28 protein-coding genes and 2 tRNA genes are annotated in these 24,541 nt (G+C 66.5%); 13 read left to right on the forward strand and 17 right to left on the reverse strand.

From position 1 onward, the window contains the following. Positions 1 to 25: 25 nt before the first annotated feature. Positions 26 to 1,921: a histidine kinase dimerization/phospho-acceptor domain-containing protein gene (locus IE191_RS09890; RefSeq protein WP_229815228.1), complete on the reverse strand. Its 1,896-nt coding sequence runs from the start codon at positions 1,919 to 1,921 to the stop codon at positions 26 to 28. A gap of 317 nt (positions 1,922 to 2,238) precedes the next feature. Between IE191_RS09890 and IE191_RS09895 the strand changes: the two genes are divergently transcribed. Beyond that, entirely contained in the window at positions 2,239 to 2,706 is a 468-nt protein-coding gene (locus tag IE191_RS09895) for an Lrp/AsnC family transcriptional regulator (RefSeq protein ID WP_191324193.1), read from the forward strand. 45 nt (positions 2,707 to 2,751) lie between these two features. On the opposite strand, the gene IE191_RS09900 is transcribed toward IE191_RS09895, so the two are convergent. The 9 genes from IE191_RS09900 to aroA form a co-directional block, all read right to left on the reverse strand. Next, positions 2,752 to 4,215, reverse strand: coding sequence for an AMP nucleosidase (locus IE191_RS09900; protein ID WP_191324194.1), 1,464 nt, complete (start codon positions 4,213 to 4,215; stop codon positions 2,752 to 2,754). A 110-nt stretch (positions 4,216 to 4,325) separates the two neighbouring features. Beyond that, the gene (gene rplI / locus IE191_RS09905) at positions 4,326 to 4,919 is read right to left on the reverse strand and encodes a 50S ribosomal protein L9 (RefSeq protein ID WP_191324195.1); all 594 of its coding nucleotides are present in this window, start codon (positions 4,917 to 4,919) and stop codon (positions 4,326 to 4,328) included. A gap of 12 nt (positions 4,920 to 4,931) precedes the next feature. After that, complete coding sequence (gene rpsR, locus IE191_RS09910) at positions 4,932 to 5,156, reverse strand: 30S ribosomal protein S18 (protein WP_011445073.1); 225 nt, start codon at positions 5,154 to 5,156, stop codon at positions 4,932 to 4,934. A gap of 3 nt (positions 5,157 to 5,159) precedes the next feature. After that, on the reverse strand, positions 5,160 to 5,522 hold the full coding sequence (gene rpsF / locus IE191_RS09915) for a 30S ribosomal protein S6 (protein WP_191324196.1): 363 nt from the start codon (positions 5,520 to 5,522) through the stop codon (positions 5,160 to 5,162). Between the two features lie 142 nt (positions 5,523 to 5,664). Then, positions 5,665 to 6,813 (reverse strand): acyltransferase family protein, encoded by a 1,149-nt coding sequence (locus IE191_RS09920; protein WP_191324197.1) that lies wholly within the window; start codon positions 6,811 to 6,813, stop codon positions 5,665 to 5,667. A gap of 133 nt (positions 6,814 to 6,946) precedes the next feature. Beyond that, a complete protein-coding gene (locus tag IE191_RS09925) occupies positions 6,947 to 7,366 on the reverse strand; it encodes a PilZ domain-containing protein (RefSeq protein WP_191324198.1) in 420 nt (139 codons plus the stop codon). A gap of 162 nt (positions 7,367 to 7,528) precedes the next feature. Beyond that, the gene (locus IE191_RS09930) at positions 7,529 to 8,155 is read right to left on the reverse strand and encodes a (d)CMP kinase (protein WP_191324199.1); all 627 of its coding nucleotides are present in this window, start codon (positions 8,153 to 8,155) and stop codon (positions 7,529 to 7,531) included. Beyond that, positions 8,152 to 8,427, reverse strand: coding sequence for a CBU_0592 family membrane protein (locus IE191_RS09935; RefSeq protein ID WP_191324200.1), 276 nt, complete (start codon positions 8,425 to 8,427; stop codon positions 8,152 to 8,154). Before IE191_RS09935 ends, IE191_RS09930 begins: the two co-directional genes overlap by 4 nt. Further along, complete coding sequence (gene aroA / locus IE191_RS09940) at positions 8,424 to 9,746, reverse strand: 3-phosphoshikimate 1-carboxyvinyltransferase (RefSeq protein WP_191324240.1); 1,323 nt, start codon at positions 9,744 to 9,746, stop codon at positions 8,424 to 8,426. The genes IE191_RS09935 and aroA overlap by 4 nt, the downstream gene beginning before the upstream one ends. A gap of 235 nt (positions 9,747 to 9,981) precedes the next feature. Between aroA and IE191_RS09945 the strand changes: the two genes are divergently transcribed. The 3 genes from IE191_RS09945 to IE191_RS09955 all read left to right on the forward strand — a co-directional run bounded on the left by IE191_RS09945 (position 9,982) and on the right by IE191_RS09955 (position 10,706). Next, complete coding sequence (locus IE191_RS09945; RefSeq protein WP_191324201.1) at positions 9,982 to 10,299, forward strand: FYDLN acid domain-containing protein; 318 nt, start codon at positions 9,982 to 9,984, stop codon at positions 10,297 to 10,299. A gap of 186 nt (positions 10,300 to 10,485) precedes the next feature. Continuing rightward, positions 10,486 to 10,561 (forward strand) — tRNA-Ala (locus IE191_RS09950). A gap of 69 nt (positions 10,562 to 10,630) precedes the next feature. Beyond that, a tRNA-Ala gene (locus tag IE191_RS09955) sits at positions 10,631 to 10,706 on the forward strand. Between the two features lie 67 nt (positions 10,707 to 10,773). On the opposite strand, the gene IE191_RS09960 is transcribed toward IE191_RS09955, so the two are convergent. Both IE191_RS09960 and IE191_RS09965 read right to left on the reverse strand, forming a co-directional pair. Next, positions 10,774 to 11,340 (reverse strand): carboxymuconolactone decarboxylase family protein, encoded by a 567-nt coding sequence (locus IE191_RS09960; protein WP_191324202.1) that lies wholly within the window; start codon positions 11,338 to 11,340, stop codon positions 10,774 to 10,776. Between the two features lie 74 nt (positions 11,341 to 11,414). Then, positions 11,415 to 12,350 (reverse strand): isopenicillin N synthase family dioxygenase, encoded by a 936-nt coding sequence (locus IE191_RS09965; protein WP_191324203.1) that lies wholly within the window; start codon positions 12,348 to 12,350, stop codon positions 11,415 to 11,417. 63 nt (positions 12,351 to 12,413) lie between these two features. Between IE191_RS09965 and IE191_RS09970 the strand changes: the two genes are divergently transcribed. From IE191_RS09970 to IE191_RS09980, 3 genes are all read left to right on the forward strand, one after another. Continuing rightward, a complete protein-coding gene (locus tag IE191_RS09970) occupies positions 12,414 to 12,848 on the forward strand; it encodes an EVE domain-containing protein (protein ID WP_191324204.1) in 435 nt (144 codons plus the stop codon). A gap of 126 nt (positions 12,849 to 12,974) precedes the next feature. Next, positions 12,975 to 13,157: a CsbD family protein gene (locus tag IE191_RS09975; RefSeq protein WP_191324205.1), complete on the forward strand. Its 183-nt coding sequence runs from the start codon at positions 12,975 to 12,977 to the stop codon at positions 13,155 to 13,157. A gap of 154 nt (positions 13,158 to 13,311) precedes the next feature. Next, entirely contained in the window at positions 13,312 to 13,560 is a 249-nt protein-coding gene (locus tag IE191_RS09980; protein WP_191324206.1) for a hypothetical protein, read from the forward strand. Positions 13,561 to 13,566: 6 nt separating this feature from the next. Here IE191_RS09980 and IE191_RS09985 read toward each other — a convergent pair whose 3' ends face one another. Further along, positions 13,567 to 14,985, reverse strand: coding sequence for an MFS transporter (locus tag IE191_RS09985; protein WP_191324207.1), 1,419 nt, complete (start codon positions 14,983 to 14,985; stop codon positions 13,567 to 13,569). Positions 14,986 to 15,221: 236 nt separating this feature from the next. Here IE191_RS09985 and pgsA point away from each other — a divergent pair, with 236 nt between their 5' ends. After that, on the forward strand, positions 15,222 to 15,815 hold the full coding sequence (gene pgsA / locus IE191_RS09990; RefSeq protein WP_191324241.1) for a CDP-diacylglycerol--glycerol-3-phosphate 3-phosphatidyltransferase: 594 nt from the start codon (positions 15,222 to 15,224) through the stop codon (positions 15,813 to 15,815). Positions 15,816 to 15,881: 66 nt separating this feature from the next. Here the strand turns inward: pgsA and IE191_RS09995 are convergent, their stop codons facing one another. The 4 genes from IE191_RS09995 to rnd all read right to left on the reverse strand — a co-directional run bounded on the left by IE191_RS09995 (position 15,882) and on the right by rnd (position 19,053). Further along, positions 15,882 to 16,205: a GIY-YIG nuclease family protein gene (locus IE191_RS09995; protein WP_191324208.1), complete on the reverse strand. Its 324-nt coding sequence runs from the start codon at positions 16,203 to 16,205 to the stop codon at positions 15,882 to 15,884. A gap of 126 nt (positions 16,206 to 16,331) precedes the next feature. After that, positions 16,332 to 16,937, reverse strand: coding sequence for a YitT family protein (locus tag IE191_RS10000; protein WP_191324209.1), 606 nt, complete (start codon positions 16,935 to 16,937; stop codon positions 16,332 to 16,334). Next, on the reverse strand, positions 16,934 to 17,830 hold the full coding sequence (locus tag IE191_RS10005) for a hydrogen peroxide-inducible genes activator (RefSeq protein ID WP_191324210.1): 897 nt from the start codon (positions 17,828 to 17,830) through the stop codon (positions 16,934 to 16,936). Before IE191_RS10005 ends, IE191_RS10000 begins: the two co-directional genes overlap by 4 nt. Next, a complete protein-coding gene (gene rnd / locus IE191_RS10010; RefSeq protein ID WP_191324211.1) occupies positions 17,827 to 19,053 on the reverse strand; it encodes a ribonuclease D in 1,227 nt (408 codons plus the stop codon). The genes IE191_RS10005 and rnd overlap by 4 nt, the downstream gene beginning before the upstream one ends. Before the next feature lie 183 nt (positions 19,054 to 19,236). Here rnd and aspS point away from each other — a divergent pair, with 183 nt between their 5' ends. From aspS to IE191_RS10035, 5 genes are all read left to right on the forward strand, one after another. Continuing rightward, on the forward strand, positions 19,237 to 21,018 hold the full coding sequence (aspS, locus tag IE191_RS10015; RefSeq protein WP_191324212.1) for an aspartate--tRNA ligase: 1,782 nt from the start codon (positions 19,237 to 19,239) through the stop codon (positions 21,016 to 21,018). Positions 21,019 to 21,157: 139 nt separating this feature from the next. Then, complete coding sequence (locus IE191_RS10020; protein WP_028657713.1) at positions 21,158 to 21,394, forward strand: acyl carrier protein; 237 nt, start codon at positions 21,158 to 21,160, stop codon at positions 21,392 to 21,394. A gap of 127 nt (positions 21,395 to 21,521) precedes the next feature. Continuing rightward, positions 21,522 to 22,778 (forward strand): beta-ketoacyl-ACP synthase II, encoded by a 1,257-nt coding sequence (gene fabF / locus IE191_RS10025; RefSeq protein WP_191324213.1) that lies wholly within the window; start codon positions 21,522 to 21,524, stop codon positions 22,776 to 22,778. A gap of 56 nt (positions 22,779 to 22,834) precedes the next feature. Continuing rightward, complete coding sequence (gene mltG / locus IE191_RS10030; protein WP_191324214.1) at positions 22,835 to 23,818, forward strand: endolytic transglycosylase MltG; 984 nt, start codon at positions 22,835 to 22,837, stop codon at positions 23,816 to 23,818. A gap of 121 nt (positions 23,819 to 23,939) precedes the next feature. Continuing rightward, a complete protein-coding gene (locus IE191_RS10035; protein WP_229815229.1) occupies positions 23,940 to 24,464 on the forward strand; it encodes a 2'-5' RNA ligase family protein in 525 nt (174 codons plus the stop codon). Positions 24,465 to 24,541: the final 77 nt, after the last annotated feature.

The following is a 24,541-nucleotide window of genomic DNA, read 5'->3' on the forward strand; positions in this document are numbered from 1 at the left end:
CCCGCACGCCGGGATGGCACGATGGCTAACCCGCTTGCGCCGGGGTGGCGCCATGGGCGCCGTCGGTTTGATCCGGTGCCAGCGCGGCAGGCAGCCGCACCAGCAGGCGCGCGCCATCGCGATGCAGGCTGCCGCCCATGGCGCGCAGTTCGGCCGCGGCCAGGCGCAGGGCAAAGCCGTTGCCCATCATCCCGCCTGCGCCCAGGCTGCTGCTGCCCTGGCCGCGCGCGCTGTCGGCGGCAAACAGGGTGGCATCGTCACGCATGGCCAGCGTGGCGGGCAAGGGCAGGTCGAGCCGGGCCTGATCCCCGTCTGTATCGAGCGCAATGGCCAGGCGTTCGCCCGGTGCGGCGGTGCTGGCGATCACGGCGAGCAGGCGCCAGACGGCGTGCTCCAGCTCTGCGGCGGGTGCCCGGACCGGTAGCGGCGCGGCAGGGGCAGTCCAGCGCAGCCGCACTTCGCGCGGGCCGATCACCGGATCGAGCTGGGCGATCTGGCGCGCCAACAGCGCGGCAAGGTCCGTATCGGCTTGCGGTGCCGGCATGTCTGCCGCGCCGGTTTCCAGCCTGGCCAGGCGCTCCAGGTCTTCAAAGCCGGCCAGCATGCGCGCGGCATCGGCCGCGATGCTGGCTGCCAGGCTGCGATACTGGTGCGGCGTGGCGCCGAACACCTGCTGCTGGATCATCTCGGCAAAGCCCTGGATCGCGTTGATCGGCGTGCGCAGCTCGTGCAGCGTCTGGCGCAGGCGATCGGCGCCCTGCGTTGCCGGGGCTTCGCTCTGCGCCGGGGCGCTGGCTTCGCCGGGGGTGGGGCGGCGCAGCCGGGCGCGATAGCCGGCAAAGGCGCCACCGGCGCGGGCGAAGACCGGCACGGCATCGATCTGCCAGGCACCGGCGATGGCCGGCGCGCCTTCGAGCAGCAGCAGGCCGGCGGTGATCGGGCGCCGCGCGGCAAAGGCGCGAATGCTGCGCCCATCCAGCCGGGCCGGCGCGTGGGGCTGCCCGGTGAACGGGCGGTGGCCCACCAGCATCGGTGCCCAATCGGCATCGGCAGCGACCACCGTGCCGAGCGAGTCGATCGCCAGGTCGATGCTTTCAGGATGGAGTGCGGTGGGCGGCGGTTCGTCGGCAAACGGCAGGCGCGGATGCGGATCGGCGGGCGAGGCGGTTGCTCCGCCAGCCGGCGCCTGTCCGGCAGGCCGGGTTTCCCGATCGCGGCGGAAGGCCTCGATCCGGCGGACGATCGCGCCGATGCCTTCGCTGGCGGCGGGTGACAGCAGCGGTGCGGGCTGCTCGAATGCGATCACTTCGGCGCTGGCGAGAGCGGAGTCCGGCTCCGGTTCTGGTTGGGCCATGGCTGCCGGTTCGGCTGGCGGCAGATCGGGCGCAGCAAGGGCAAAGTCGTCGATGCCGAGTTGGCTCAGCAGCGCCTCCACCGCCGGGCCGAGATCGCGGCGGTGGCGCAGGAAGCCGCGCGCCTGGATCGGCAGGCGTGGCACCAGCGCCAGCCAGGTCGCTTCGTCCAGCCGCGCGGCGCGGATCGCGGCGAGTGCATGGCGCGGCGCGAGGGCGGCAAAGTGCGCCACCAGGCGGGCATGGGCCAGCGGCGTACCGGCAAGCAGCGCGGCAGCGCTTTCGTGGCCGCCGGGGGCGCCGCCGATCGCCTGGAACAGATCATCGAGCCGGGCCAGCGCCTCGTCATGCCGCGTGGTCCATGTGCCCGGCGTTACGCGCCCGAGCAGGTCGGCAAGCTGGCGAAACTGCACGCGCATGCCGGCCGGCCCTGCCGCGCGCGTGCGCAGCACGGTGTCGAGCCGATCATCCACCACCAGCGCGGCGCCGTCCGTCATGCCGACGGCCGGTGCGGCACCATCCGGCGCGGGCGGCACCGACGGAAAAGGAGGATCGAGATCGGCAGGCATCGGTGTGGCGCCAAGGCTTCCCTTTTGTGCGGTGCTCTGCAATGGGCCATCGCCCCGCGCGAGGCAAGCCGGTTACGGACCGTTTCGAAACACAGGCCCCGGCTTTAACGCTGAGGCATTTAACAAAGTGTGCCGATCTGGGGCGGCGCCTGGCAGGCTCGGTTCGTTCATCGTGGAGCGGGTTTTTGCCGGCTATGCACCGCCTTTGGTGATGGTGCGTTGCATTGTAGGACAATTGCGATATGAGCTAATAATATTAGCTTCACTGCCAGCGGTGACGCACAATCTTGCGGATCGAGCGGCTAACGAACACGAACATGGCAACATTGGACGGAATTGACAGAAGGCTGCTGGCCGAGCTTCAGGAAGAGGGTCGCGTCACCAACGTGGAACTGGCCCAGCGCGTGGGACTGACCGCGCCACCCTGCCTGCGCCGCGTGCGCGCACTGGAAGAGGCGGGGGTGATCCGTGGCTATCACGCCGATCTCGATCCGGCCAAGCTCGGTTTCGCGATCACGGTCTTTGCGCTCGTCAGCCTGAAAAGCCAGGCCGAGGAATCGCTGCGCCAGTTCGAGGAGCACATGCGGACGCTGCCCGAAGTGCGCGAGTGCCACATGCTCAACGGCGAGATCGATTTCATCCTCAAGATCGTCAGCCGCGACTTGCAGAGCTTCCAGGAATTCCTGACCAGCAAGCTCACGCCCGCGCCCAACGTGGCCAGCGTGAAGACCTCGCTGACCATCCGCACCGCCAAGCAGGTGCCTGGCGTGCCGTTCTCGGAATAACCCGCTGGCACGGGCGCGCCGCCGCAGCGGCGCACCCGTTGCCGCTCAGCGGAACGGCGGCTCGTTGAAAGCGCGCAGCTTGCGGCTGTGCAGGCGATCGCCCTCGGCACGCAGCAGGGCGCAGGCGGTCGTGCCGATTTCGAGGTGGGCGGCAATCGCTTCCTCGTAGAACCGGTTGGCCTGGCCGGGCAGCTTGATTTCCCCGTGCAGCGGCTTGTCCGACACGCAGAGCAGGGTGCCATACGGCACGCGGAAGCGATAGCCCTGCGCGGCGATCGTGGCGCTTTCCATGTCGATCCCCACCGCGCGGCTCAGGCTGAGGCGGCGGGCGGAATGGGCATAGCGCAGTTCCCAGTTGCGATCGTCGGTGGTGACGATCGTGCCGGTGCGCATGCGGGTCTTGAGGTCCGCGCCGCCGCTGCCGCTGACCACTTCGGCCGCCTGGGCCAGGGCCACCTGCACTTCGGCAATGGCCGGCACGGGAATCTCCGGCGGCAGCACATCGTCGAGCACGTGATCGTCGCGCAGATAGGCATGGGCCAGCACATAGTCGCCGATCTTCTGCGTCGGGCGCAGGCCGCCGCAGTGGCCGATCATCAGCCAGGCTTCCGGGCGCAGCACGGCGAGGTGATCGCAGATCGTCTTGGCGTTGGACGGCCCCACGCCGATGTTGACCAGCGTGATGCCCGAGCGATCCGGGCGGATCAGGTGATAGGCGGGCATCTGGTGGCGGCGCCAGGCGGTGTCTGACAGGCGTTCGCGCGCATGGGGCGTCGCCGCGTCCAGCGCCAGGCCGCCGGCACCGGTCAGCGCCACGAAATCGTCCTGGCCCAACTGGCGCCCGGCCCAATCGACGAATTCATCGACATAGCGGTGATAGTTGGTGAACAGGATATAGCGCTGGAAATCGGCCGGATTGGTGCCGGTGTAGTGCGCCAGGCGGGCCAGGCTGAAATCGGTGCGCAGCCCATCGAACAGCGCCAGCGGCGCCGCGCCTGGGCCGCCATCGAGGCTGGCATCGAGCGCGTCGGCAATCTCGTCGCCGATATGGGCCAGGTCGGTGGTGGGGAAATGCTTGGCCAGCTCGTTGGGCGAGACGGTGCCGAAGCCCAGGCTGCCATCGACCACGTAGGGGAAGGGGATTTCCTGGCTGGAGGTCGCCACTTCGAGCGTCACCTCGTAATCCACCATCAGCAGGCCGAGCTGCTCTTCCAGGTAATCGGCAAACAGCGCGGGCCGGGTGATCGTGGTGGCATAGCTGCCGGGACGGGTAAGGCGGCCAAAGGCGCGGCCGGCGGCAGTGCCGTGGCTCACCCCGTCGAAATGCAGGCGCAGTTCGGGATAGCAATAGGCGCCGCCCTGGCGCCGGGCGGGATCGGGCAGCGTACCATCGGCGATATAGCGCGTGATATCGGCGCGCAGCCGGGCGCAGGCCGCGTCATGGCGGGCGGCGAGTTCGGCAACGATGGCGGCGGGGGAAGTGGCGGTGAAAGTGTCGCTTGCGTTCATGCGAATGGTTTAGCGTTCAGTGATGACAGCGCAAGGGCGGGAACCCCAAACAAAAAAGGGCGCCCCGGAGGGGACGCCCTTTTTGCTTTGCCGGACCGGCAGGAGAGAGATCAGGCTTGCGCCTCGCCTTCTTCCAGCAGATCGGCCGGGATTTCGCCCGGTTCGGCATTGGGATCGTAGTCTTCGGTGAAACCGCCGGTTTCGCCCTCAAACATGGCGTCGATGACGTCCACGCCCTTCGACTGGAGTTCGGCTTCGTCGGGCGAACGGGCGACGTTCACCTTGACGTTGACCGAAACTTCGGGGTGCAGGGCGACGCGCACGTCGAACACGCCGATGGTCTTGATCGGGCGTTCGAGCACGATCATCGCCTTGGTCACCTTGGCGCCGGTGGCGACCAGGGCATCGACGATGTCACGCACGGAAACCGAACCATAGAGCTGGCCGGAGTTGGACGAGGCGCGGATGAGCACCACTTCCTTGCCTTCGACCGAGCCGGCTTCGCCCTTGGCTTCTTCGCGGCGGGCCGCGTTTTCAGCTTCGATGCGGGCGCGGTTGGCTTCGAAGACCTTACGGTTGGCTTCGTTGGCGCGCAGGGCCTTCTTGTTGGGCAACAGGAAGTTGCGGGCGTAACCGTCCTTGACGGTCACTTCGTCACCGATGAAGCCCAGCTTCTCGATGCGCTCGAGCAGGATGATCTGCATGGCTGGCGCTCCTTACTTCACGATGTAGGGCAGGAGGCCGATGTGCCGGGCGCGCTTGATCGCCTGGCTCAGCTCACGCTGCTTCTTGGCCGAAACGGCGGTGATGCGCGACGGGACGATCTTGCCACGTTCGGACATGAAGCCCTGGAGCAGGCGCACGTCCTTGTAGTCGATCTTCGGAGCGTTCTTGCCCGAGAACGGGCAGCTCTTGCGACGGCGGAAAAACGGACGAGCCATGGCTTATTCCCCTTCGCGTTCGCGGCGGCGGCTGCGCTCGCGGTCGTTCTTGCGCATCATCACCGACGGGCCGGCTTCGTGTTCGTCCACGCGCACGGTCATGTAGCGGATGACGTCTTCGTTGATCGCGGTCTGGCGTTCCAGCTCGGCCACGACGCCCGCGGGGGCTTCGATGTTGAGCATCACGAAGTGCGCCTTGCGGTTCTTCTGGATCTTGTAGGCCAGCGAGCGCAGGCCCCAGGTTTCGGTCTTGGTGACCTTGCCCTGGTTCGATTCCACGATTTCGGTGGCGGCGGCGGCAAGCGCATCGACCTGAGACTGGCTCAGATCCTGGCGCGCCAGAAACACATGCTCGTAAAGCGGCATGCTTCGCGTCCTTTATCTAGTCTAACCGATCGCTGGCTTGTCCGCGGGATTGCGGGGCCCCTCCGGCTTTCTTCCGTTTCCTGCGGCGATTCGCGCGCAAGAGAGGTGGCCCTTAGCCGTTCTGGGCCGGATTGCAAGCCATTCAGCCCTGCGGCGCCCGCGCGCGGGGCGAGACACGCTGCCCGCCAAACACGACCGCCAGCAGCGGTACACGCCGCACGACGAGGAAGACGAGGACGGAGAGGCCCAGGACCAGCGCGGACAGCGCCATCCACTGCATCGTGGGGAAGGGCCAGTTCGCGGCGCCGAGGTGCGCCATGGCGAGGATCACCAGCATCGCCACGATCATGTGGAACAGATAGATGGTCATCGCGCCATCGACCAGGAACGAGACGGCCCGGCTCGGCTTGTCGAACAGGTGGGCGAGCAGGCGGAACACGATCAGCGCCATGGCATAAGTGAGCGCGCAGGCCAGCGCGCCGTCGAGCACGCGCAGCGGCGCTGTGGGATCGGCCTCCCATCCCAGATGCGGGCGCACCAGTGGATCGAGCAGGAAATGGCCGATCATCAGCGGCGGCGCCGCCCACAGCGGCCAGCGTCCGGTAAACGCGAACAGGCTGTTGCCCAGCTTGAGCCGCCAGCCCAGCGCGCCGATCGCGAAGGCGGGCAGGTATTGCAGATAGCGCAGCAGCAGTTCCTGTTCGAACACCGCTTCGCTGTCTTGCAGGCCCAGGGTCTGCGCCGTCCAGGCCAGCCCGGCGCCCCAGAGCGCCAGGGCCAGCAGGGGCAGGGCAGCCGTCCAGGGATCGAGCCCGAGCAGCGGGCGCCACGCGGAATCGGGCACCAGCCGCCGCGCCGGGCGCAGCGCATACGTGAAAATGAAGCCGAGCAGCACGATCAGGAACCACAAGTGCTCGAACGCCAGCGGCCAGCCATAGAGCCCCGGCGCCCAGGCGGCCGAAAGCATGACCTTGAGATGATATTGAACCACTGCAAGGCTGGCGACGCTGGCCACCAGCGGCAGGGCCACGCGCATCATCCGGTCGGCCAGCCAAGCCGAACGGCCGCGCCGGGCGCTGGCCATGCCGGAGAAATAGCCGGCCAAGATGAAGAACGCCGACATGCGGAACGAGTGGATGAACGACAGGCCCACGCCCAGCACCGGATTGGCCATCCACGCCGGAAAGCCGGGCGAAAGGATCATCGTGGCCGTGGTGCCAACGTGAAAGGGAATGCCCAGCAGCAGCAGCACCGCGCGCGCCGCGTCGAGATGATGGAGGCGTTGCGGCATCAGCGCGGATCAGGGGGCAGGAATGGCGGCGGGGCGAAGCGCATGGCCTGCCCGTAACCCCGCCTTGCGTGTGCGTCCATGGCCAAGCGGCGCCTTGCCGGCAAATGCGGGTGATTGGCGACAGGCGACGGGATCAGGCCGCGTCGCGCAGGTTCCGCTTGCTGCTGCCCTCGCTGCCTTCGGCATCGGCTGGCGTCGCGACGGCCGGCCGCGCGCGGCCTGTAGCCATGCGGCGGTAATGGCCCACGGCAAAATCGCTGACCAGTGCCGCGAACACGTCTTCGTGCAGCGGATGGTCGAACTCCAGCCCCGAGGTCATCGGTTCGGACCAGGCGACGAACGCCAGCTTGGGCTTGAGGCCGGGCAGCATCAGCATGATCGGCTCGCCGATGCGCTGTTTGTCCATGCCCTCGATCCGCGCGCCATAGGGCGTCAGATCCTTGAGCATGACGGTCGAGCGCACCACGCCATGCTTGACGCGCACCGGCAGTTCCACGCCGATTCGCGGGAAGCGGCGCGCTTCCGCGCTGTCCGCGCCGGGGGTGGGGGGCATGCCGGGGCCGCCTTCGCGCGGACCGGATTCGTCCAATTCCTGCTTGCGAAACATGGTGTTCTCCACTGGCATGGGCCTTTGCCAGGGAAGAACGGTGGGTTTGCGGAGGCTTTCAGTCGGCGCTGAAAAATAATGGATTACCCTTATGACCCGGTAAGGGATTCATCGCTGGGCCAATTGCTTTTCGACCAGGGCAATCGCGGCGGCGACGGCCGCTTCCCGGCCCAGGGCCGAGGTGTCGAGCAAGGCGGCGCCTTCGGCCTGGCGCAGCGGCGCGGTGGCGCGGCCGGCGTCGCGCGCATCGCGGGCGGCGAGGTCGGCCTCGATCGCCTCGCGCGACACCTGCCGGCCCTGCGCGGTCATTTCCGCCCAGCGGCGCAGCGCGCGCGCGGCCACGCTGGCGGTGATGAACAGCTTGGCATCGGCGTGGGGAGCGATCACCGTGGCGATATCCCGCCCATCGAGCACGGCGCCGCCGGGCTGGTTGGCAAAGGCCTGCTGCCGCGCGAGCAGTGCGGCGCGCACTTCGGGGTGGATCGAGACGCGGCTGGCGAGGCCGCCGCTGGCTTCGGAGCGCAGTTCGGGATCGGCCAGCAGGCTTTCGGGAAAGGCCGTGGCGGCGAGCGCATCGGCGGGATCGTCGGGATTGCCGCCGTTCAGCGCCACCTGGCGGCCGACCGCACGATAGAGCAGGCCGGTATCGAGGTGTGGCAGCCCGAAATGGGCAGCCAGCGCGCGGGCAATCGTGCCTTTGCCCGAAGCAGTGGGGCCGTCGATGGCGATGATCATGATGGGGAACGCTTTCTTTCGCGCAGGGCCTTGGCCAGGCCCCAGATGGCGATGGCCGACCAGAACCCTTCCAGCACGAGCGAGGCGGGGTTGAGGTTGACCATCAGCGACACGGTGAGCAGGGCCGCGCCGGCCAGGTTGGTGCCGTGCTGCACGAACGGATTGGGCCGTCGGCCATTGCCGTTCTCGCGCGTGGTATAGCCATAGGCCACGATGATGCAGGCCATGCCGATGAACCCGCAGATATTGGCAAACAGCGGCGAGAGAGTCATGCGGCGGTGGCAGACGCGATAAGCTGCTCGAACACCGGGAAGCTGGTGGTGATCGGGCGGGTATCGTCCACTTCCACGCCGCCCTGGCTGGCCAGGCCCGCCACGGCCATCGACATGGCGATGCGATGATCGAGATGGGTGGCAACCGGCTGGTTGTTGGCGCCGCGCAGCCCTTCGCCGCCGGTGCCGTCGATGATCAGGCCATCCTCGGTTTCCTGCACACGCGCGCCGGCCTGCTCCAGCGCCACGCGCATCACGGTGATGCGGTCGGATTCCTTGACGCGCAGCTCTTCCAGCCCGCGCGTGACGGTGCGGCCCTGGGCATGGGCGGCGGCGACGAACAGCACCGGGAATTCATCGACCATGCTGGGCACGACCGCCGGATCGACATCGATGCCGGTCAGCGTGGAAGCGCGCACCCGCAAATCGGCCACCGGCTCTCCGCCCACGTCGCGGCGATCGAGTTCCTCGATACTGCCGCCCATCAGGCGCAGCACGTCGAACAGCGCGGCGCGGGTGGGGTTGAGGCCGACGTTCTCGATCACCAGGTCGGACCCCGGCACGATCAGCGCGGCCACCACGAAGAAGGCGGCCGAAGACGGATCGCCCGGCACGGTGATCGTTTGCGGTTTGAGCTCGGCTTCGCCCGACAGGCGGATGACGCGGGCGCCATCGCTGTCGATTTCCACCGACAGGTCTGCGCCAAAGCCGCGCAGCATGCGCTCGGAATGGTCGCGCGTGGGGATCGGCTCGATCACCGTGGTCACCCCCGGCGTGTTGAGTCCCGCCAGCAGCACGGCGCTTTTCACCTGGGCCGAGGCGACCGGCAGGCGATAGGTCAGCGGCACGGGCGTGGCCGCGCCTTCCACGATCAGCGGCAGGCGTCCGCCGGGATAGGCCGTGAAGCGCGCGCCGGTTTGCGAGAGCGGATCGATCACCCGGCCCATCGGCCGCTTGGACAGGCTGGCATCGCCCACGAAGCAGGCAGTGATCGGGTGGCTGGCCACAAGGCCCATCAGCAGGCGGGTGGACGTGCCCGAATTGCCCATGTCGAGCGCGCCGGTGGGTTGCAGCAGGCCGCCCACGCCCACGCCGGCCACCAGCCAATCGCCATTGGCCTGGCGCTCGATCGTGGCGCCCATGGCGCGCATCGCGGCGGCGGTGGACAGCACGTCTTCGCCTTCGAGCAGGCCGGTGACGCGGGTTTCGCCCACGGCCAGCGCGCCCAGCATGATCGAGCGATGGCTGATCGACTTGTCACCCGGCACGCGAATCCGGCCCTTGAGAGGCCCCTGGGCGGAAAAGCGACGGGGGCGCATCTGGGCGAGGTCGGAATGGCTGCTCACGGTCCTGGTCTTTCCAAACTGGCAAAAGGGCGGCAAAAACGCGCGGCTTTTGACAGCGCGCGGCCACTATGGCAAGGCGCGCGCCGCGGTCTGTCGTGCGCACGCTTGATTTCCGGGCAACGCGCCCCCAAGACGGCTTTTGGCACGACGCTTTTTTGGTTTCGGCCCGCGCCCCAAGGGCAGCGGGCGAGCTTTTCGAGGATTATTCATGGTCAAGCCTGAATGGGGCGCCAAGCATAGCTGTCCGAAGTGCGGCACCCGCTTTTACGACCTCGGCAATGCCGATCCGGTGACTTGCGTGGAATGCAAGTATGCCTGGCATCCCGAGCCGGTTCTCAAGTCCAAGCAGCCGATTCCCTATGAAGAAATTCAGAAGGAGAAGGTGGAAGCCGACGCCGACGTCGATCTGGCCGACGAGGATCTGGACATCGACGACGACGGCGATTCGCCCGACAACGACGTCGACCTGGGTGGCGACGACGACCTGGGCGTGGGCGCCCACGAAGGCGAGGACGACGAAAACTAAGGGTTTTGCGGGCCCGGCGAAGATGTCCACAGGACTTTGATCGCCGGGTCTGCTAAAAACGGCGGGAGGCCAAAAAAGCCTCTTGCCAGCCGCCAACCTCTCCCTTAGAGGCGCGGCTCCCGGCGATGATCACCACCTGATCGGCGGCGGGACGGATCACCTCCCAGGGTGTTCCGGCAGACTTTCGGGGCCGTAGCTCAGCTGGGAGAGCGCTACAATGGCATTGTAGAGGTCAGGGGTTCGATCCCCCTCGGCTCCACCAGTCTGCGAAAAACCCTGATCCCTCAGGGCGCGTCGCTTTCTTGTGGGCGATGCATCAACATGAACACGTGGGGCCGTAGCTCAGCTGGGAGAGCGCTACAATGGCATTGTAGAGGTCAGGGGTTCGATCCCCCTCGGCTCCACCAGTTCACCCAAAAAAGCCCCGCTTGCGCGGGGCTTTTTGCGTTTCGGCGCTTATTCGCGTTCCGGCGACTATTCTCGTTCCGGTACAGGCACGTTGAAGCCGTTGAGCGTGACCGAAACCATGGCATAGAGCCCGACCAGGAAGATCAGCTCGTTGGTGCCGGCCTGGCCGAAGGTCTTCACCGCCAGGGCATAGACCGGCTCGGGCAGCACGCCGCCGCGCGCCAGGGCATAGGCGAGATCGAAGGCCACGCTTTCATCGGCGGCAAGGTCAGCCGGCTTGAGATCGGCGGTCAGGGTGGCCAGCCGCTCGGCGCTCATGCCTTCCTTTTCCGCCACGGCGACATGGGCATAGATTTCATAGGCGGCATCGAATCGCGCGCCGACCGCCAGGATCACGATCTGGCGCACGCGATCGGGCACGGTTGCTTCGGCGGTGAGGGCCAGGGTCAGATCCCAGATGGCCTTGCCGATGCGCGGCGAATGGAGCCAGGGGTTCCATGGCCCCATCAGCGCGCCTTGCTCGTCGATCACCTTGAAGGCGTTGAAATTGCTGGCGATGCCTTGGCGCATCGCCTCATAGAGCGGCTTCTGCTCGTCGGTCAGTTGCGAAGGCGGAATAAGCGGCAGGCGCATGGGCGTTCCTTTTTGTGCGGTGCAACAGGTCCCATGCCCGCAATCCGCCCCGCGCCTGCCGGTTCCGCCTCACATCACATTTTCAGGCCGATTTCGCGCAGGCGCTCCTGGAGATAGTCGTCCGCCGTGATCGAGACCGGATAGCGATCCGGGTTTTCTGCCGTGATGCACTGGGGCAGGGTGTGGAACGGAAAATCGCTGCGCAGATGCAGGAAGAACGGCATCGAATAGCGGCTGAAGCCGGCCCGCGCGCCATCGGGATTGCGCACGCGGTGCGTGGTCGAGGGCAGCACGTGGTTGGTCAGGCGTTGCAGCATGTCGCCGATGTTGACCACCAGCGCGCCGGGCGGGGGCGAAACCTCGATCCAGCGGCCATCGCGGGCGAGCAGTTCCAGGCCGGCTTCCTCTGCCCCGAGCAGCAGGGTGATCAGGTTGATGTCTTCATGCGCGCCGGCGCGGATGGCGCCATCGGGCGCGCCGGGCACCGGGGGATAGTGCAGCAGGCGCAGCACGGAATTGCCATCGGCGATCGCGCCGTCGAACCAGTGTTCGTCCAGCCCCAGCCACACCGCGATGCGCGAAAGGATGCGCGCGCCGACTTGGTCGAACGCGGCATAGAGCGTGGCGAAAGTCTCGTGAAAGCCATCGATCTCGGCCGGCCAGACATTGGGCGGCATGGCGCCTGCCAGGGGATGCCCCGCTGGCAGATCGCGGCCCACGTGCCAGAATTCCTTGAGATCGCTGACCTTCGCGCCCTTGGCGATCTCCGTGCGGAACGGGGTGTAGCCACGCGCGCCGCCGATGCCGGGAATGGCATAGGTGCGCTTTTGCGCGTCGGGCAGCGCGAAGAAAGCCTGGGTCTGCGCCCAGGCGCGTTCCACCAGTGCGGGATCGAGCCCGTGGTCCTTGACCATGGCAAAGCCGAATTGCTGGAAACTGGCGCCAAGATCGCGGGAAAGCGCCGCTGGTTCGGCAGCGAGCGAGAGAACGGGCAAGGTATCGAGGTTCATTTGGCTCCCCGGGGGAAAATGCGATATGGGCGCGCTTCTATCCCCATATTCCGCAAGGTTTCCATGATTCAGATCAGTGCCGATACCCAGCTTTGGCTGATGAAGTCCGAACCCGACGTGTACAGTTGGGACGATCTGGTCAGCGAAGGCGAGGGCACCTGGGATGGCGTGCGCAACCATCTGGCGGCGCGGAACCTGCGGACGATGAAGGAAGGCGACCTGGCGTTCTTCTATCACTCCAACATCGGCAAGGAAATAGTTGGTATTGCAACCATCAGCGTGCCCGGGCTGATCGATCCGACCGATCCGGACGGCAAGTGGGCGGCGGTCAAGGTCAAGCCCGTGGCCAAGCTGGCCAGCCCGGTGAGCCTCAAGACGATCAAGGCCACGCCCGACCTGGCCGAGATGGAATTGCTGCGCCTGTCGCGCCTGTCGGTCTCGGCAGTGAAGCGGGCCGAATGGGATCATGTCCTGGCCATGGCTGGCGGAACCATCTGACGGTTCGTCGCACCGCTCGTCGCATCATCCGGAACCAACCCGCCGCGTGGCGCGTAGTGGCTTCGAAGGATGCGGCCGGCCCCCCTCTCACGGCCGCATCCACCCCCAAAGCAAAGGAGATGCACCATGGGTGAGCTCAAGGATCGCGCCAAGGGTCTGGCCAACGAAGCGGTTGGCAACGTCAAGGAAGGCGTCGGCAAGATGACCGACAATGCCAAGCTCCAGGCCGAAGGCCTGGCGCAGCAGGCCAAGGGCAAGACCCAGCAGGCCGCTGGCAAGGTCAAGGGCGCGCTGGGCGACGATATCTGATCGACGCCGCTTCAAGTCCCTGAATTGGTTGGCGGGCCGCCCTTTTCCCGGGGCGGCCCGCTTTCTTTTGGCCTGTCCCATGGCGGAACGGCGGCAAATTGGCGCCATCCGGCCCGGTGCCATTGTGGTTAAGATCGCGTTACAGCGGGCAGCCATGCTTGATTCCGCGCCTCAGCCCGCCGGCCCTTTGCGCCCGCCTGCCCGCCATCCGTTCCGCGCCAGCCTGCCGCGCCGCGTGCTGCTGCCGATGCCGGTTTATGAGCCGGAAGTGCAGGCGGCGATGGCGCGGGCCGCGCTGCGCTCCCAGCCGGTGGATTGGAAGCGCATCACTGTGCAGGACGTGAAGGAATTCCTGATGGCCTATTGCGCCTGCTTCATGGCCATCATCGCCTTCTTCGGCTGAGTTTGATCAGCCGACCATTTCATCGAAGGTGTGTGCTTCACGCTGGCCGAGGTGGGCGATCTCGGCGCGATGGAGCAGCCAGCCAAGCCAGGCGGACACCAGGCAGAGCAGCCCTGTGAGCAGCAACTGGTCGACAATGCGCACGCCCACGGCGGTCAGCCCCATGGCCAGCAGCGAGCCGACCAGCATCGCGGCCGAATTGACGATGTTGTTGGCCGCGATGGTGCGCGCCGCCTCGCACTTTTCCACCACGGTGGTGAGGAAGGCATAGAGCGGCACGATGAACATGCCCCCCGTGATCGAAATCCCCAGCAGCGTGCCGATCAGCGGCAAGGCCAGCGGCGCGGTGACGAACCCGGTGAGATCCAGCAGCTCGCGCTGTTCGGGCACCGGCCAGGCGGCGCAGACGAAGTGGAAGCCGGCCACGAACAGCCCGGTGCCGACCACGCAGATGGGGGCGTAGCGCGCCGAGACCGTGCCCTTGAGCAGGCGGTTGATCGAGATCGAGCCGATCGCGATGCCCACCGAGAAGATCACCAGGAACAGACTGGCCACTTCCTTGCTGCACCCCAGCACGTTCTTGGCAAGTGGCGGGAACTGCACGAACAGGATGGCGCCCACCGCCCAGAAGAAGCTGATCGCCGAAATCGCCAGGAACACGCGCGGGTGGCGCGTGGTGGAATGGACCAGGCGATAGAGCGAGACGACCTGATCGGCGACCACCACTGGCACCAACCCGAGCGCGCGCACGGCGTTGCGCGGGCGCGCCAGGAACGGGCGCAGCAGCGGCAGGGCGAGCGGCTCGTCGGGCTTTTCGGGCGGTGCATCGGGCACGCGACGCCCGGCGAAAAAGCCGATCAGCGCTGTGACGATCACGGTGATCGCCGCGGCCGGCGCGGAAATGTAGCCGGCCACGATGGTGCCGAGCAGAATGGCCAGATAGGTGCCTGCCTCGACCAGGCCGGTGCCGGCCAGCACTTCGTCGGCATGCAGGTGCTGGGGCAGGATGGCGTATTTGATCGGGCCGAAGAACGTGGAATGCACGCCCATGGCGAACAGCGCCAGCAGCATCAGCGGGATGGCGAGGCCTTCCACGTGGAAGCCTTTCCACGCCAGCAGCAGGCCGGTTGCGCCCACGGCCATGATGCCGATTTCGCAGGTTTTCACGATGCGGATGATGCGGGCCTTGTCGCGCATGTCGGCCAACTGGCCAGACAGCGCCGAAAGCGCCACGAAGGGAATGATGAACAGCGCCGTCGCCATGCCGGAAAAGTGCGCCTCGGCCTTTTCCGAATTGTAGACGCTGAACACCACGAACAGCACCATGGCGTTCTTGAACAGGTTGTCGTTGAACGCGCCCAGCAACTGGGTGACGAACAGGGGCAGGAAGCGACGGGCGCGAAGGAGATGCGTGGTAGTGGTCATTCTAAGCGGTGCCGGGCATCCCTGGTCTGTCTCCCGCCTGCCTTAGCGCCCCACGCGGGGTGGGCAAGGGGCAAGCGACAGGACTGCGAGATTTGCCCGCAGCCCATCCTACATGGGTGGCGCCGTGGCGCAGGGCAAGATGGCCCGGCCACGGTCTGCCGCAGGGCCGGTGATGGCACCCCTTTCGTGCACAAACCGTTTCCATGTTGGCGCGTGGCGCCGTATTGCAGGCGGCGATGCTCACGCTGCCCAACATTCTCACGCTGTCCCGCATCGTTGCCGTGCCCCTGCTGGGCGCCCTGTTGTGGTGGCCGCACTGGCCCATGGGCTATGCGCTGGGCTTTGCCATGTATTGCCTGATGGGCGTGACCGACTATTTCGACGGCTACCTCGCCCGCGCGCAGGGCACGGTGTCGAAGCTGGGCGTGTTCCTCGATCCCATCGCCGACAAGATCATGGTCGCCGCCGTGATCCTGGTGCTGACCGCGCAAGGCGTGCTGACCGGCCCCTATGTGGGGGACATGCACGTGATCGCCGGACTCGTCATCCTGCTGCGCGAGATCGCGGTTTCGGGCCTGCGCGAGTTCCTGGGCGGCATCCAGGTTTCGGTGCCGGTGTCGAAACTGGCGAAGTGGAAAACCACGTTCCAGATGATCGCGCTCGGCTCGCTGATCCTGGGCGGCGCCACGCCGTGGTGGACGCTGACCCTGGCCGGCATCGTGATCAACGTGCCGCACACGGTGGGCCTGGCGACGCTGTGGGGCGCGGCAGGGCTGACCGTGATCACCGGCTGGGATTACCTGCGGGTGGGCTTGAAGCACATGGATTGAGGGGGCGGCGGCACGGTAGGCCTCGCCCAACCTCCACCGTCGCCCCGTGCTTGACACGGGGCTTGGCTACTTTGCGCTCTCGCCTTGCGATGCAGCCACTGGATACCATTGGTCCCATAGATCGAGCCAATCGGGATTGTCCGCCTCAATCAATGCGAATTTCCATTCCCGGCGCCATTTTTTGACCAGTTTCTCGCGAGCAATTGCGGGTTCGATTTCCGTGTGCCGTTCGGCGTAGACCAGCTTTGTCTTGCCAAAGTCCCTTGCGCGAATTGAGCCACGGCCCTCGCGATGCTGCCACACGCGCCGGATCAGGTTGGATGTGACGCCAATATACATTCCACCGCGATAGCGGTTCGCCATGATGTAGAGCCAGCCGCCCTTTTCCATTTTGCCAGCATGCCAAAGGCAAGGCCGCAAGGGAAGCCAAGCCCCGTGTCAAGCACGGGGCGACGGGTGGACTGTCGGGCAGGGTTCGCTAACCACCAAATCCCGGCCGTTTGCGTCCCACGCCCCTCACAAACTCTCCGCCAGATAGCGGTCCGGGCGGTGCCAGGTCATCACCATCAGGTTGGCGCAGGTGGCGCTGACCAGGGACCAGATCGCGCGTTCGGGGCCGAGGACGAGGGCCGAGGTGGCGATGATCGTGGCGTCGGTGATCATCAGCAGGCGGCCGAAGTTCCAGCCTTTCTTGCGGCTGAGCCAGCGGGCGATCACGCTCGATCCGCCCACGGCGGTGCCGTGGCGCGTCACGGCGAGGAGGCCCATGCCCATCACCGTGCCGCCGATCACCGCGGCGGCGGCGGGGCTGGCCGAGGTGAGCGGCAGGCCCTTGGCCACCAGCGTTACCATGCCGGTGATGGCCAGCGTCGCGACCAGGCTGCGCAGCGTATAGGGCGTGCCCTGGCTGCGCCAGAAGAGCAGGAAGATCGGCAGGTTGAGCACGGCAAACAGCGTGCCGGGGGAAAATGGCGCGAGGTAGGACAGCAGCAGGGCGAGGCCCGCCATGCCCCCGGTGATCAGCCGCGCCTGGTGCAGCAGGTGCAGGCCGAGCGCCAGGAGCAGGCATCCGGTGGCAACGCCATAGAGATCTTCCAGCGCGTTGTGGCGCTGCACTTTCATGGCGCGCGCAGTTCCTGGGCGAGCAGCCTGAATTCCTCGGCGCGAGGCGAGTTCTTGCGCCAGACCAGCGCGATCTCGCGATAGGCGTGATCGGATTGCAGCGGCCGGGCGACGATGTGGGTATCGTGCAGGATGCCGGCCTCCACCGCCATTTCCGGCAGCATGGTCAGGCCCAGGCCATTGTCCACCATCTGCACCAGGGTGTGCAGGCTGGTGCCGATCATCGTGGCGCTGGCGCGCAGCTCGGGGCGATTGCAGGCGGCCAGCGCATGCTCTTTCAGGCAGTGCCCGTCTTCCAGCAGCAGCAGGCGATTCTCGTCGATCAGCGACGGCGGAATCGATTCGGGCGGGTTGCGCGGGTCATCCTGCGGGAAGGCGACGTAGAGCTTGTCCTTGAACAAGGGCGCCACGTCCACGTCGCCGGTGGCGAAGGGCAGGGCCAGCAGCACGCAATCGGCGCGGCCATGGTGCAGCGATTCGATCGCGGCGGCACTGGGTTCCTCGCGCAGGAACAGCTTCAACTGCGGGCGTTCCTGGCGCAGGCGCGGGAGGATGCGCGGCAGCAGGAACGGCGCGATGGTGGGGATCACGCTCATCCGCAATTCGCCCGCCAGCGGCACGCCGTGCGACTGCACGAGTTCGGAGAGTTCCTCCGCCTCGCGCAGCAGGCGGTGCGCCTTGGCCACCACCTGGTTGCCCAGCGGGGTGAAGCGCACCACGCGGCGCGTGCGCTCCACCAGCGTGACGCCCAGCAGCGATTCGAGTTCGCGCAGCCCCGCCGAAAGCGTGGACTGCGAGACGAAGCACGAATCGGCGGCCTTGCCGAAATGGCCATGCTCGTGCAGCGCGACGAGGTATTGCAACTGCTTGAGCGTGGGCAGGTAGGTGCTCATTCCCCGCCGGACTCTTCTGGCGCCGGAGCGGGGGCGGGCGCGCTGTTGCCGCCGATATCGTCGATGTGCGCCATCTTGAGCTTGCCGTTGACGACGGCAAAGGCGAGGCGCCCTTCGACCAGTTCCAGCGCATCGCGGCCGAACTGTTCGTAGCGCCAGCTTTCCAGCAGGGCCAGGCCCTTGCGCTGCCCGGCGGCGAGCGCCTCCAGGTCGTCGCTGCGGGCGAGCAGGCGCGAGGCCACGTCGATCTCGCGGCTGCGGATCTTGAGCAGCAGCTTGAGCAGGTCGGCCACCAGCGCGCCTTCCTTGCCCAGCGGCGCACCACGCGGCGCGCGCGGGGGCATTTCCGCCTCGGTCAGGGGCTTGGCATCGCTAAGGGTCTGCATCAGGCGGCGTCCGATGTCGTTGTCCTTCCATCCGGTGGAGAGGCCACGCACTTTGGCCAGGTCAGGCTGTTCGCGCGGCGGGTGGCTGGCAATGTCGGCCAGGGTTTCGTCGCGCATGATGCGGCCGCGCGGGATGTTCTTGTCCATCGCTTCGGATTCGCGCCAGGCGGCCAGCGCGCGCAACCGGCCGAGCACGGCGGGATTGCGGCTGGGCGGGCGGATCTTTTCCCACACCTTGCCCGGATCGTTGCGATAGTTTTCCGGGTCGGCCAGCTTTTCCATCTCGATGTCCAGCCACTCGCCGCGTCCGGTCTTGATCAGGCGCTTGAGCATCCGGGGGAAAATCTTGGACAGGTGAGTGACATCGCCGATGGCATATTCGATCTGCCGCTCGGTGAGCGGGCGGCGCGACCAGTCGGTAAAGCGCGCGCCCTTGTCGATCGACAGGCCGAGCCACGCTTCGACCAGGTTGGAATAGCCGATCTGCTCGCTTTGCGAGAGGGCCATCATCGCGATCTGCGTGTCGAAGATCGGGTGCGGGGTGCGGCCCGACAGGTTGTAGATGATTTCCACGTCCTGCCCGCCGGCGTGGAAGACCTTGAGCACGTCCTCGTTGTCGACCAGGAGGTCGAGCAGCGGAGAAAGATCGATGCCCGGCGCCAGCGGATCGATCGCGGCGGCCTCTTCCTCGTTGGCGATCTGCACCAGGCACAGTTCCGGCCAATAGGTGTTCTCGCGCATGAACTCGGTGTCGACCGTGACGAAGTCTGACTTGGCCAGCCGCTCGCACAGATCGGCAAGCGCGGCGGTCGTGGTAATCAGCGGATGTATCTTCATCGTTCTTTTCTGTATGGCCCGATCCATCCGCAGGTGGCAGACACCCGCAAGCTGGCATGGGGCCGGTGGTGCCCCCGTCCGGGAGCGGCGGCTTGACAAACGCGCGGCCATCGCCTCTTGGCCGCGCCTGACATTTAAGCCTGTCTCACCTGCCTTATTGCAGACCGATTGGAAAGAGTTTCGATGCATCCTTATCGTTCCCACACCTGCGGCGCCCTCTCGCGCGAGCATGTCGGCGAAAACGTGCGCCTCTCGGGCTGGGTGCATCGCAAGCGCGATCATGGCGGCGTGTTGTTTGTCGATTTGCGCGATCACTATGGAATCACCCAGATCGTGGCCGATAGCGACAGCGCCGCGCTGCCCCTGCTCGAATCCGTCCGCGTGGAAAGCGTGGTGACGATCGAAGGCGTGGTGAAGGCGCGCAACGAAGCGACCGTCAATGCCAACCTGGCGACCGGCGCGATCGAAGTCTTCGCCAAGGCGGCCACGGTGCTTTCGGCGGCGGAAGAACTGCCGATGCCGGTGGCGGGCGAGCAGGAATATCCCGAGGATATCCGCCTGCGCTATCGCTTCCTCGACCTGCGCCGCGAGACGCTGCACGCCAACATCGTCACGCGCACGCGGATCATTTCCGACATGCGCCGCCGCATGGAAGGGGCCGGGTTCACCGAATATTCCACCCCGATCCTGACCGCATCCAGCCCCGAAGGCGCGCGCGACTTCCTGGTGCCGAGCCGCATCCACGCCGGCAAGTTCTATGCGCTGCCGCAGGCGCCGCAGCAGTACAAGCAGTTGCTGATGGTGGCGGGTTTCGACCGCTATTTCCAGATCGCGCCGTGCTTCCGCGACGAAGACCCGCGCGCCGACCGCCTGCCGGGCGAATTCTACCAGCTCGACCTGGAAATGAGCTTCGTGACCCAGGAAGAGGTGTGGGAAACGATGGAGCCGGTGATCGGCGGCGTGTTCGAGGCCTTTGCCGAGGGCAAGCCGGTGACGCCCGTGGGCCAGTTCCCGCGCATCCCCTATGACGAGGCGATGCTGAAGTATGGTTCGGACAAGCCGGACCTGCGCAACCCGCTGATCATCACCGATGTGTCGCACCACTTCACCCAATCGGGCTTTGGCCTGTTCGAGAAGATCGTGGGCGGCGGCGGCGTGGTCCGCGCCATTCCCGCGCCGGGCACGGCGGACAAGAGCCGCAAGTTCTTCGACGAGATGAACGACTGGGCGCGCGCCGAAGGCCATGCCGGGCTGGGCTATGTCACCCGCAAGGGCGGCGAATTCGGCGGCCCGATCGCCAAGAATCATGGCACCGAAGGCATGGCGGCGCTCTATGCCGAACTGGGCCTGGGCGAAAACGACGGGCTGTTCTTCGCCGCGGGCAAGGCCGACCAGGCCGCCAAGCTGGCCGGCCTGGCGCGCAACCGCGTGGCGGCGCAGCTCGGGCTGGTGGAAGAAGGCACCTACAAGCTGTGCTGGATCGTCGATTTCCCGTTCTATGAATGGGATGAAGACAACAAGAAGGTGGAATTCAGTCACAACCCGTTCTCGATGCCGCAGGGCGGGATGGATGCGCTGACCAACCAGGACCCGCTGACGATCAAGGCGTTCCAGTACGATCTGGTCTGCAACGGCTATGAAATCGCCTCGGGCTCGATCCGCAACCAGTCGCCCGAAACCATGGTCAAGGCGTTCGAGATCGTGGGCCTGACCAAGGCCGACGTGGAGGAGCGCTTCGGCGGGCTCTATCGCGCGTTCCAGTATGGCGCGCCGCCGCACGGCGGGATGGCCGCGGGCGTCGATCGCATCGTCATGCTGCTGTGCGGGGCGCAGAACCTGCGCGAGATCACTCTGTTCCCGATGAACCAGCGGGCCGAAGACCTGCTGATGGGCGCGCCCTCTCCGGCCGAGCCCAAGCAGTTGCGGGAACTCAACATTCGCGTTGTCGAGCAGCCCAAGGGCTGAACGGCGGCGCATTCCGACCGGCGCGCGCGTCCCACGGTTGAAAGGCCAGGATGCGCCCGCCTCTTGCCAGCGGTTCAACAGCCTATTAGGGCGATGCTGACCCGCGACCACCAACCAGTTTCCTGCGAAGGGGCATATAATGAGCGATACCGCCGACCGCGTTAAGAAGATCGTTGTCGAGCACCTCGGCGTCGAGGCCGACAAGGTCACCGAAGACGCCAGCTTCATCGACGATCTCGGCGCCGACTCGCTCGACATCGTCGAGCTGGTCATGGCCTTCGAAGAAGAATTCGGTGTGGAAATCCCGGACGATGCGGCCGAGAAGATCTCGACCGTGTCGGACGCGATCAAGTACATCGACGAAAACAAGGGCTGATCGCCCCGCTTCCCCGTGAGCGCCCCGGCCATCGCCATGGCAGGGGCAACAGGGGATGAATTCGGCAGGCTCAGTCCCCAACTGTGCGGGGCTGGGCCTGTTCGTTTGTGATTTTGCGGAGAAAAGAATGCGTCGTGTCGTCGTAACCGGCCTCGGCCTTGTCACCCCGCTGGGCGCGGACGTCGAAACCGTGTGGGCGAATCTGCTGGCCGGCAAGTCTGGCGCAGGCCCGATCACCCGCTTCGATGCCAGCAACCAGAAGTGCCAGATCGCCTGCGAAGTGAAGCCGGCCGACCATCCCTATGGCTTCGATGCGTCGCGGCGAGTCGATCACAAGATCCAGCGCCAGGTCGATCCGTTCATCGTCTATGGTATCGATGCCGCCGGCCAGGCGCTTGAAGACGCCGGCCTGGTGGACATGGACGACGATCTCAAGGCGCGCACCGGCTGCTCGATCGGTTCGGGCATCGGCGGCTTGCCGGGGATCGAAAGCGAATCGATCGTCCTGCATGAAAAGGGCCCGGGCCGCGTCTCTCCGCACTTCGTCCATGGCCGCCTGATCAACCTGATCTCGGGCCAGGTCTCGATCAAGTATGGCCTGATGGGGCCGAACCATGCGGTCGTCACCGCCTGCTCCACCGGCGCGCACTCGATCGGTGACGCAGCGCGCATGATCAAGGATGGCGATGCCGACGTGATGCTGGCGGGCGGTGCGGAAAGCACGATCAACCCGCTGGGCGTGGCCGGCTTTGCCCAGGCCCGCGCGCTCAATTGCAGCTATAACGACCGCCCCGAACAGGCCAGCCGCCCTTATGACAAGGACCGCGACGGCTTCGTGATGGGCGAAGGCGCCGGTGTGGTCGTGCTGGAGGAATACGAGCACGCCAAGGCGCGCGGCGCCAAGATCTATGCCGAAGTGGTCGGCTATGGCCTGTCGGGCGATGCCTATCACGTCACCGCGCCGCATCCGGAAGGCAAGGGCGCCGAACTGGCCATGCGCATGGCGCTGCGCAAGGCCGGGCTGGAGCCGGGCGACATCGACTATGTCAACGCCCATGGCACCTCGACCATGGCGGACACGATCGAACTTGGCGCGGTCAAGCGCGTGCTGGGCGATGATCTGTCGGGCGCGTCGATGAGCAGCACCAAGTCGGCCATCGGCCACCTGCTCGGTGGCGCGGGCGCGGTGGAAGCGATCTTCTGCATCCTCGCCATTCGCGACCAGATCGTGCCGCCCACGCTCAACCTCGACAATCCCGACGAGGGTACCGAAGGGGTGGACCTGGTGCCGCACGTGGCCAAGAAGCGCCAGGTGCGCGCCGTGCTCAACAACTCGTTCGGCTTTGGCGGCACCAACGCCAGCCTGATCATGAAGGCGGTTTGAGCCGCAAGGCCAAGCGTCGCAAACCCTCAGGCCGCAGAACAAGGAAGCCCACGTCCATGATTGCCCGCATCGGTAAAGTCCGGCTGGTCATCCTGGGCGTGCTGCTTCTGGCGGCGGCCTGGGGCACGCATTTCCTGTGGGGCTGGTATGGCCCCGGCCCGCTGGCCAAGGATACCGCGTTCGTTGTGCCCGATGGCGCCAGCGTCGGTTCGATTGCCGACAAGCTGGAAGCCGAAGGGGCGGTAGCCTCGGCCACCACGTTCCGCGCGCGGGCGCGCCTGCTGGGCGACAAGGCGCCGATCAAGGCGGGCGAGTTCAGCCTGCCGGCCCATGCCAGCGGTTCGACGATCCTGAAAATCCTGCAAGGCGAGCAGGGCACGCTGCGCCGCCTGGTGACCGTGCCCGAAGGCATGCCGGCGATCATGGTGCAGGAACGCCTGATGGCCCAGCCGCTGCTGACCGGCACGGTCGACGTGCCGGAAGAAGGCACCGTGCTGCCCGACAGCTATGAAATCCGCCGCGGCGAATCGCGCAAGGCGGTGCTGGCGCGCATGCAGGCGGCGATGGCCAAGACCCTGGCCGACCTGTGGGCACAGCGCAGCCCGGACACTGTCGCCAAGACCCCGCAGGAAGCGGTGATCCTCGCTTCGATCGTGGAGAAGGAAACCGGCAAGCCGGCGGAGCGTCGCATGGTGGCCGGGCTCTATTCCAACCGGCTGCGCAAGGGCATGCTGCTCCAGGCCGATCCCACGATCATCTATCCGATCACGCGGGGCAAGCCGCTGGGCCGCCGCATCCGCCAGTCGGAAATCCAGGCGGTCAACGATTACAATACGTATTCGATGACCGGCCTGCCCAAGGGGCCCATCACCAATCCGGGCCGCGCCTCGATCGAGGCAGTGCTGCACCCGGCCAAGACGGAAGCGCTCTACATGGTCGCCGACGGCACCGGCGGGCATGTCTTTGCCGATACCCTGGCCGAGCACAATGCCAACGTGGCCAAGTGGTTTGCCATCCGCCGGGCGCGCGGGGATCTGTAAGGCTGGCCTTGGGCGTGGCGAGCGGCTATCACGCTTTAGGGGGTTTTACGGATTTGCCGCCTGAAGCGCTTGCGCCTCGCTCCGGCTGTTCCGATTTCTCCCGCGCGGCGGGGCACGCCGGGTGAGCGGGCCGCTGGTCCTTACCGCCCGGCTGCCCGCCGCGCTGTTTGGCCAGATGCAGGGCTTGCGCGGCGCGCATTACCCGCCCGATCGCAACCACGTGCCGGCCCACGTCACCCTGTTCCACGCGCTGCCGCCTTCGGCGCAGGCCGAAGTGCAGCGGCTGGTCGCGCGCCTTTGTGCCGCCACGCGCGCTCCGGCGGCGCAGCTTGCAGGGGTGGCAGACCTTGGCACCGGAACAGCCGTCGCCGTGCGCAGCCCGGCGCTGGAGGCTGTCCATGCCGATCTGGCAGAAGCGCTCCATGGCCTGCTTGGGCTGGCCGACCAGGGGCGTCCGCGCTTCCACATCACCATCCAGAACAAGGTCGCCCGCCCCGAAGCGCGGGCACTGCAATCGGCGCTGGTCGGACGGTTCGAGAGCCAGACGTTCGCGTTTGCCGGCCTTGATCTGCACGCGCTGCAACGTCTGCCGCAAGGTGGTGGGAGCTGGCAGCCGCTTGGCGCATGGAGCTTTCGCGGACGCTGAATGCCTCCCCGTGCCGGGCAGGGGAATCGCATATGGGCTTGCGCTGCTGATTGAATAGGATTCTTGGGGTGTCTCCG

Origin of the sequence: Novosphingobium pokkalii, from assembly GCF_014652855.1 — a bacterium.
GTDB classification, from domain to species: Bacteria; Pseudomonadota; Alphaproteobacteria; order Sphingomonadales; family Sphingomonadaceae; genus Novosphingobium; species Novosphingobium pokkalii.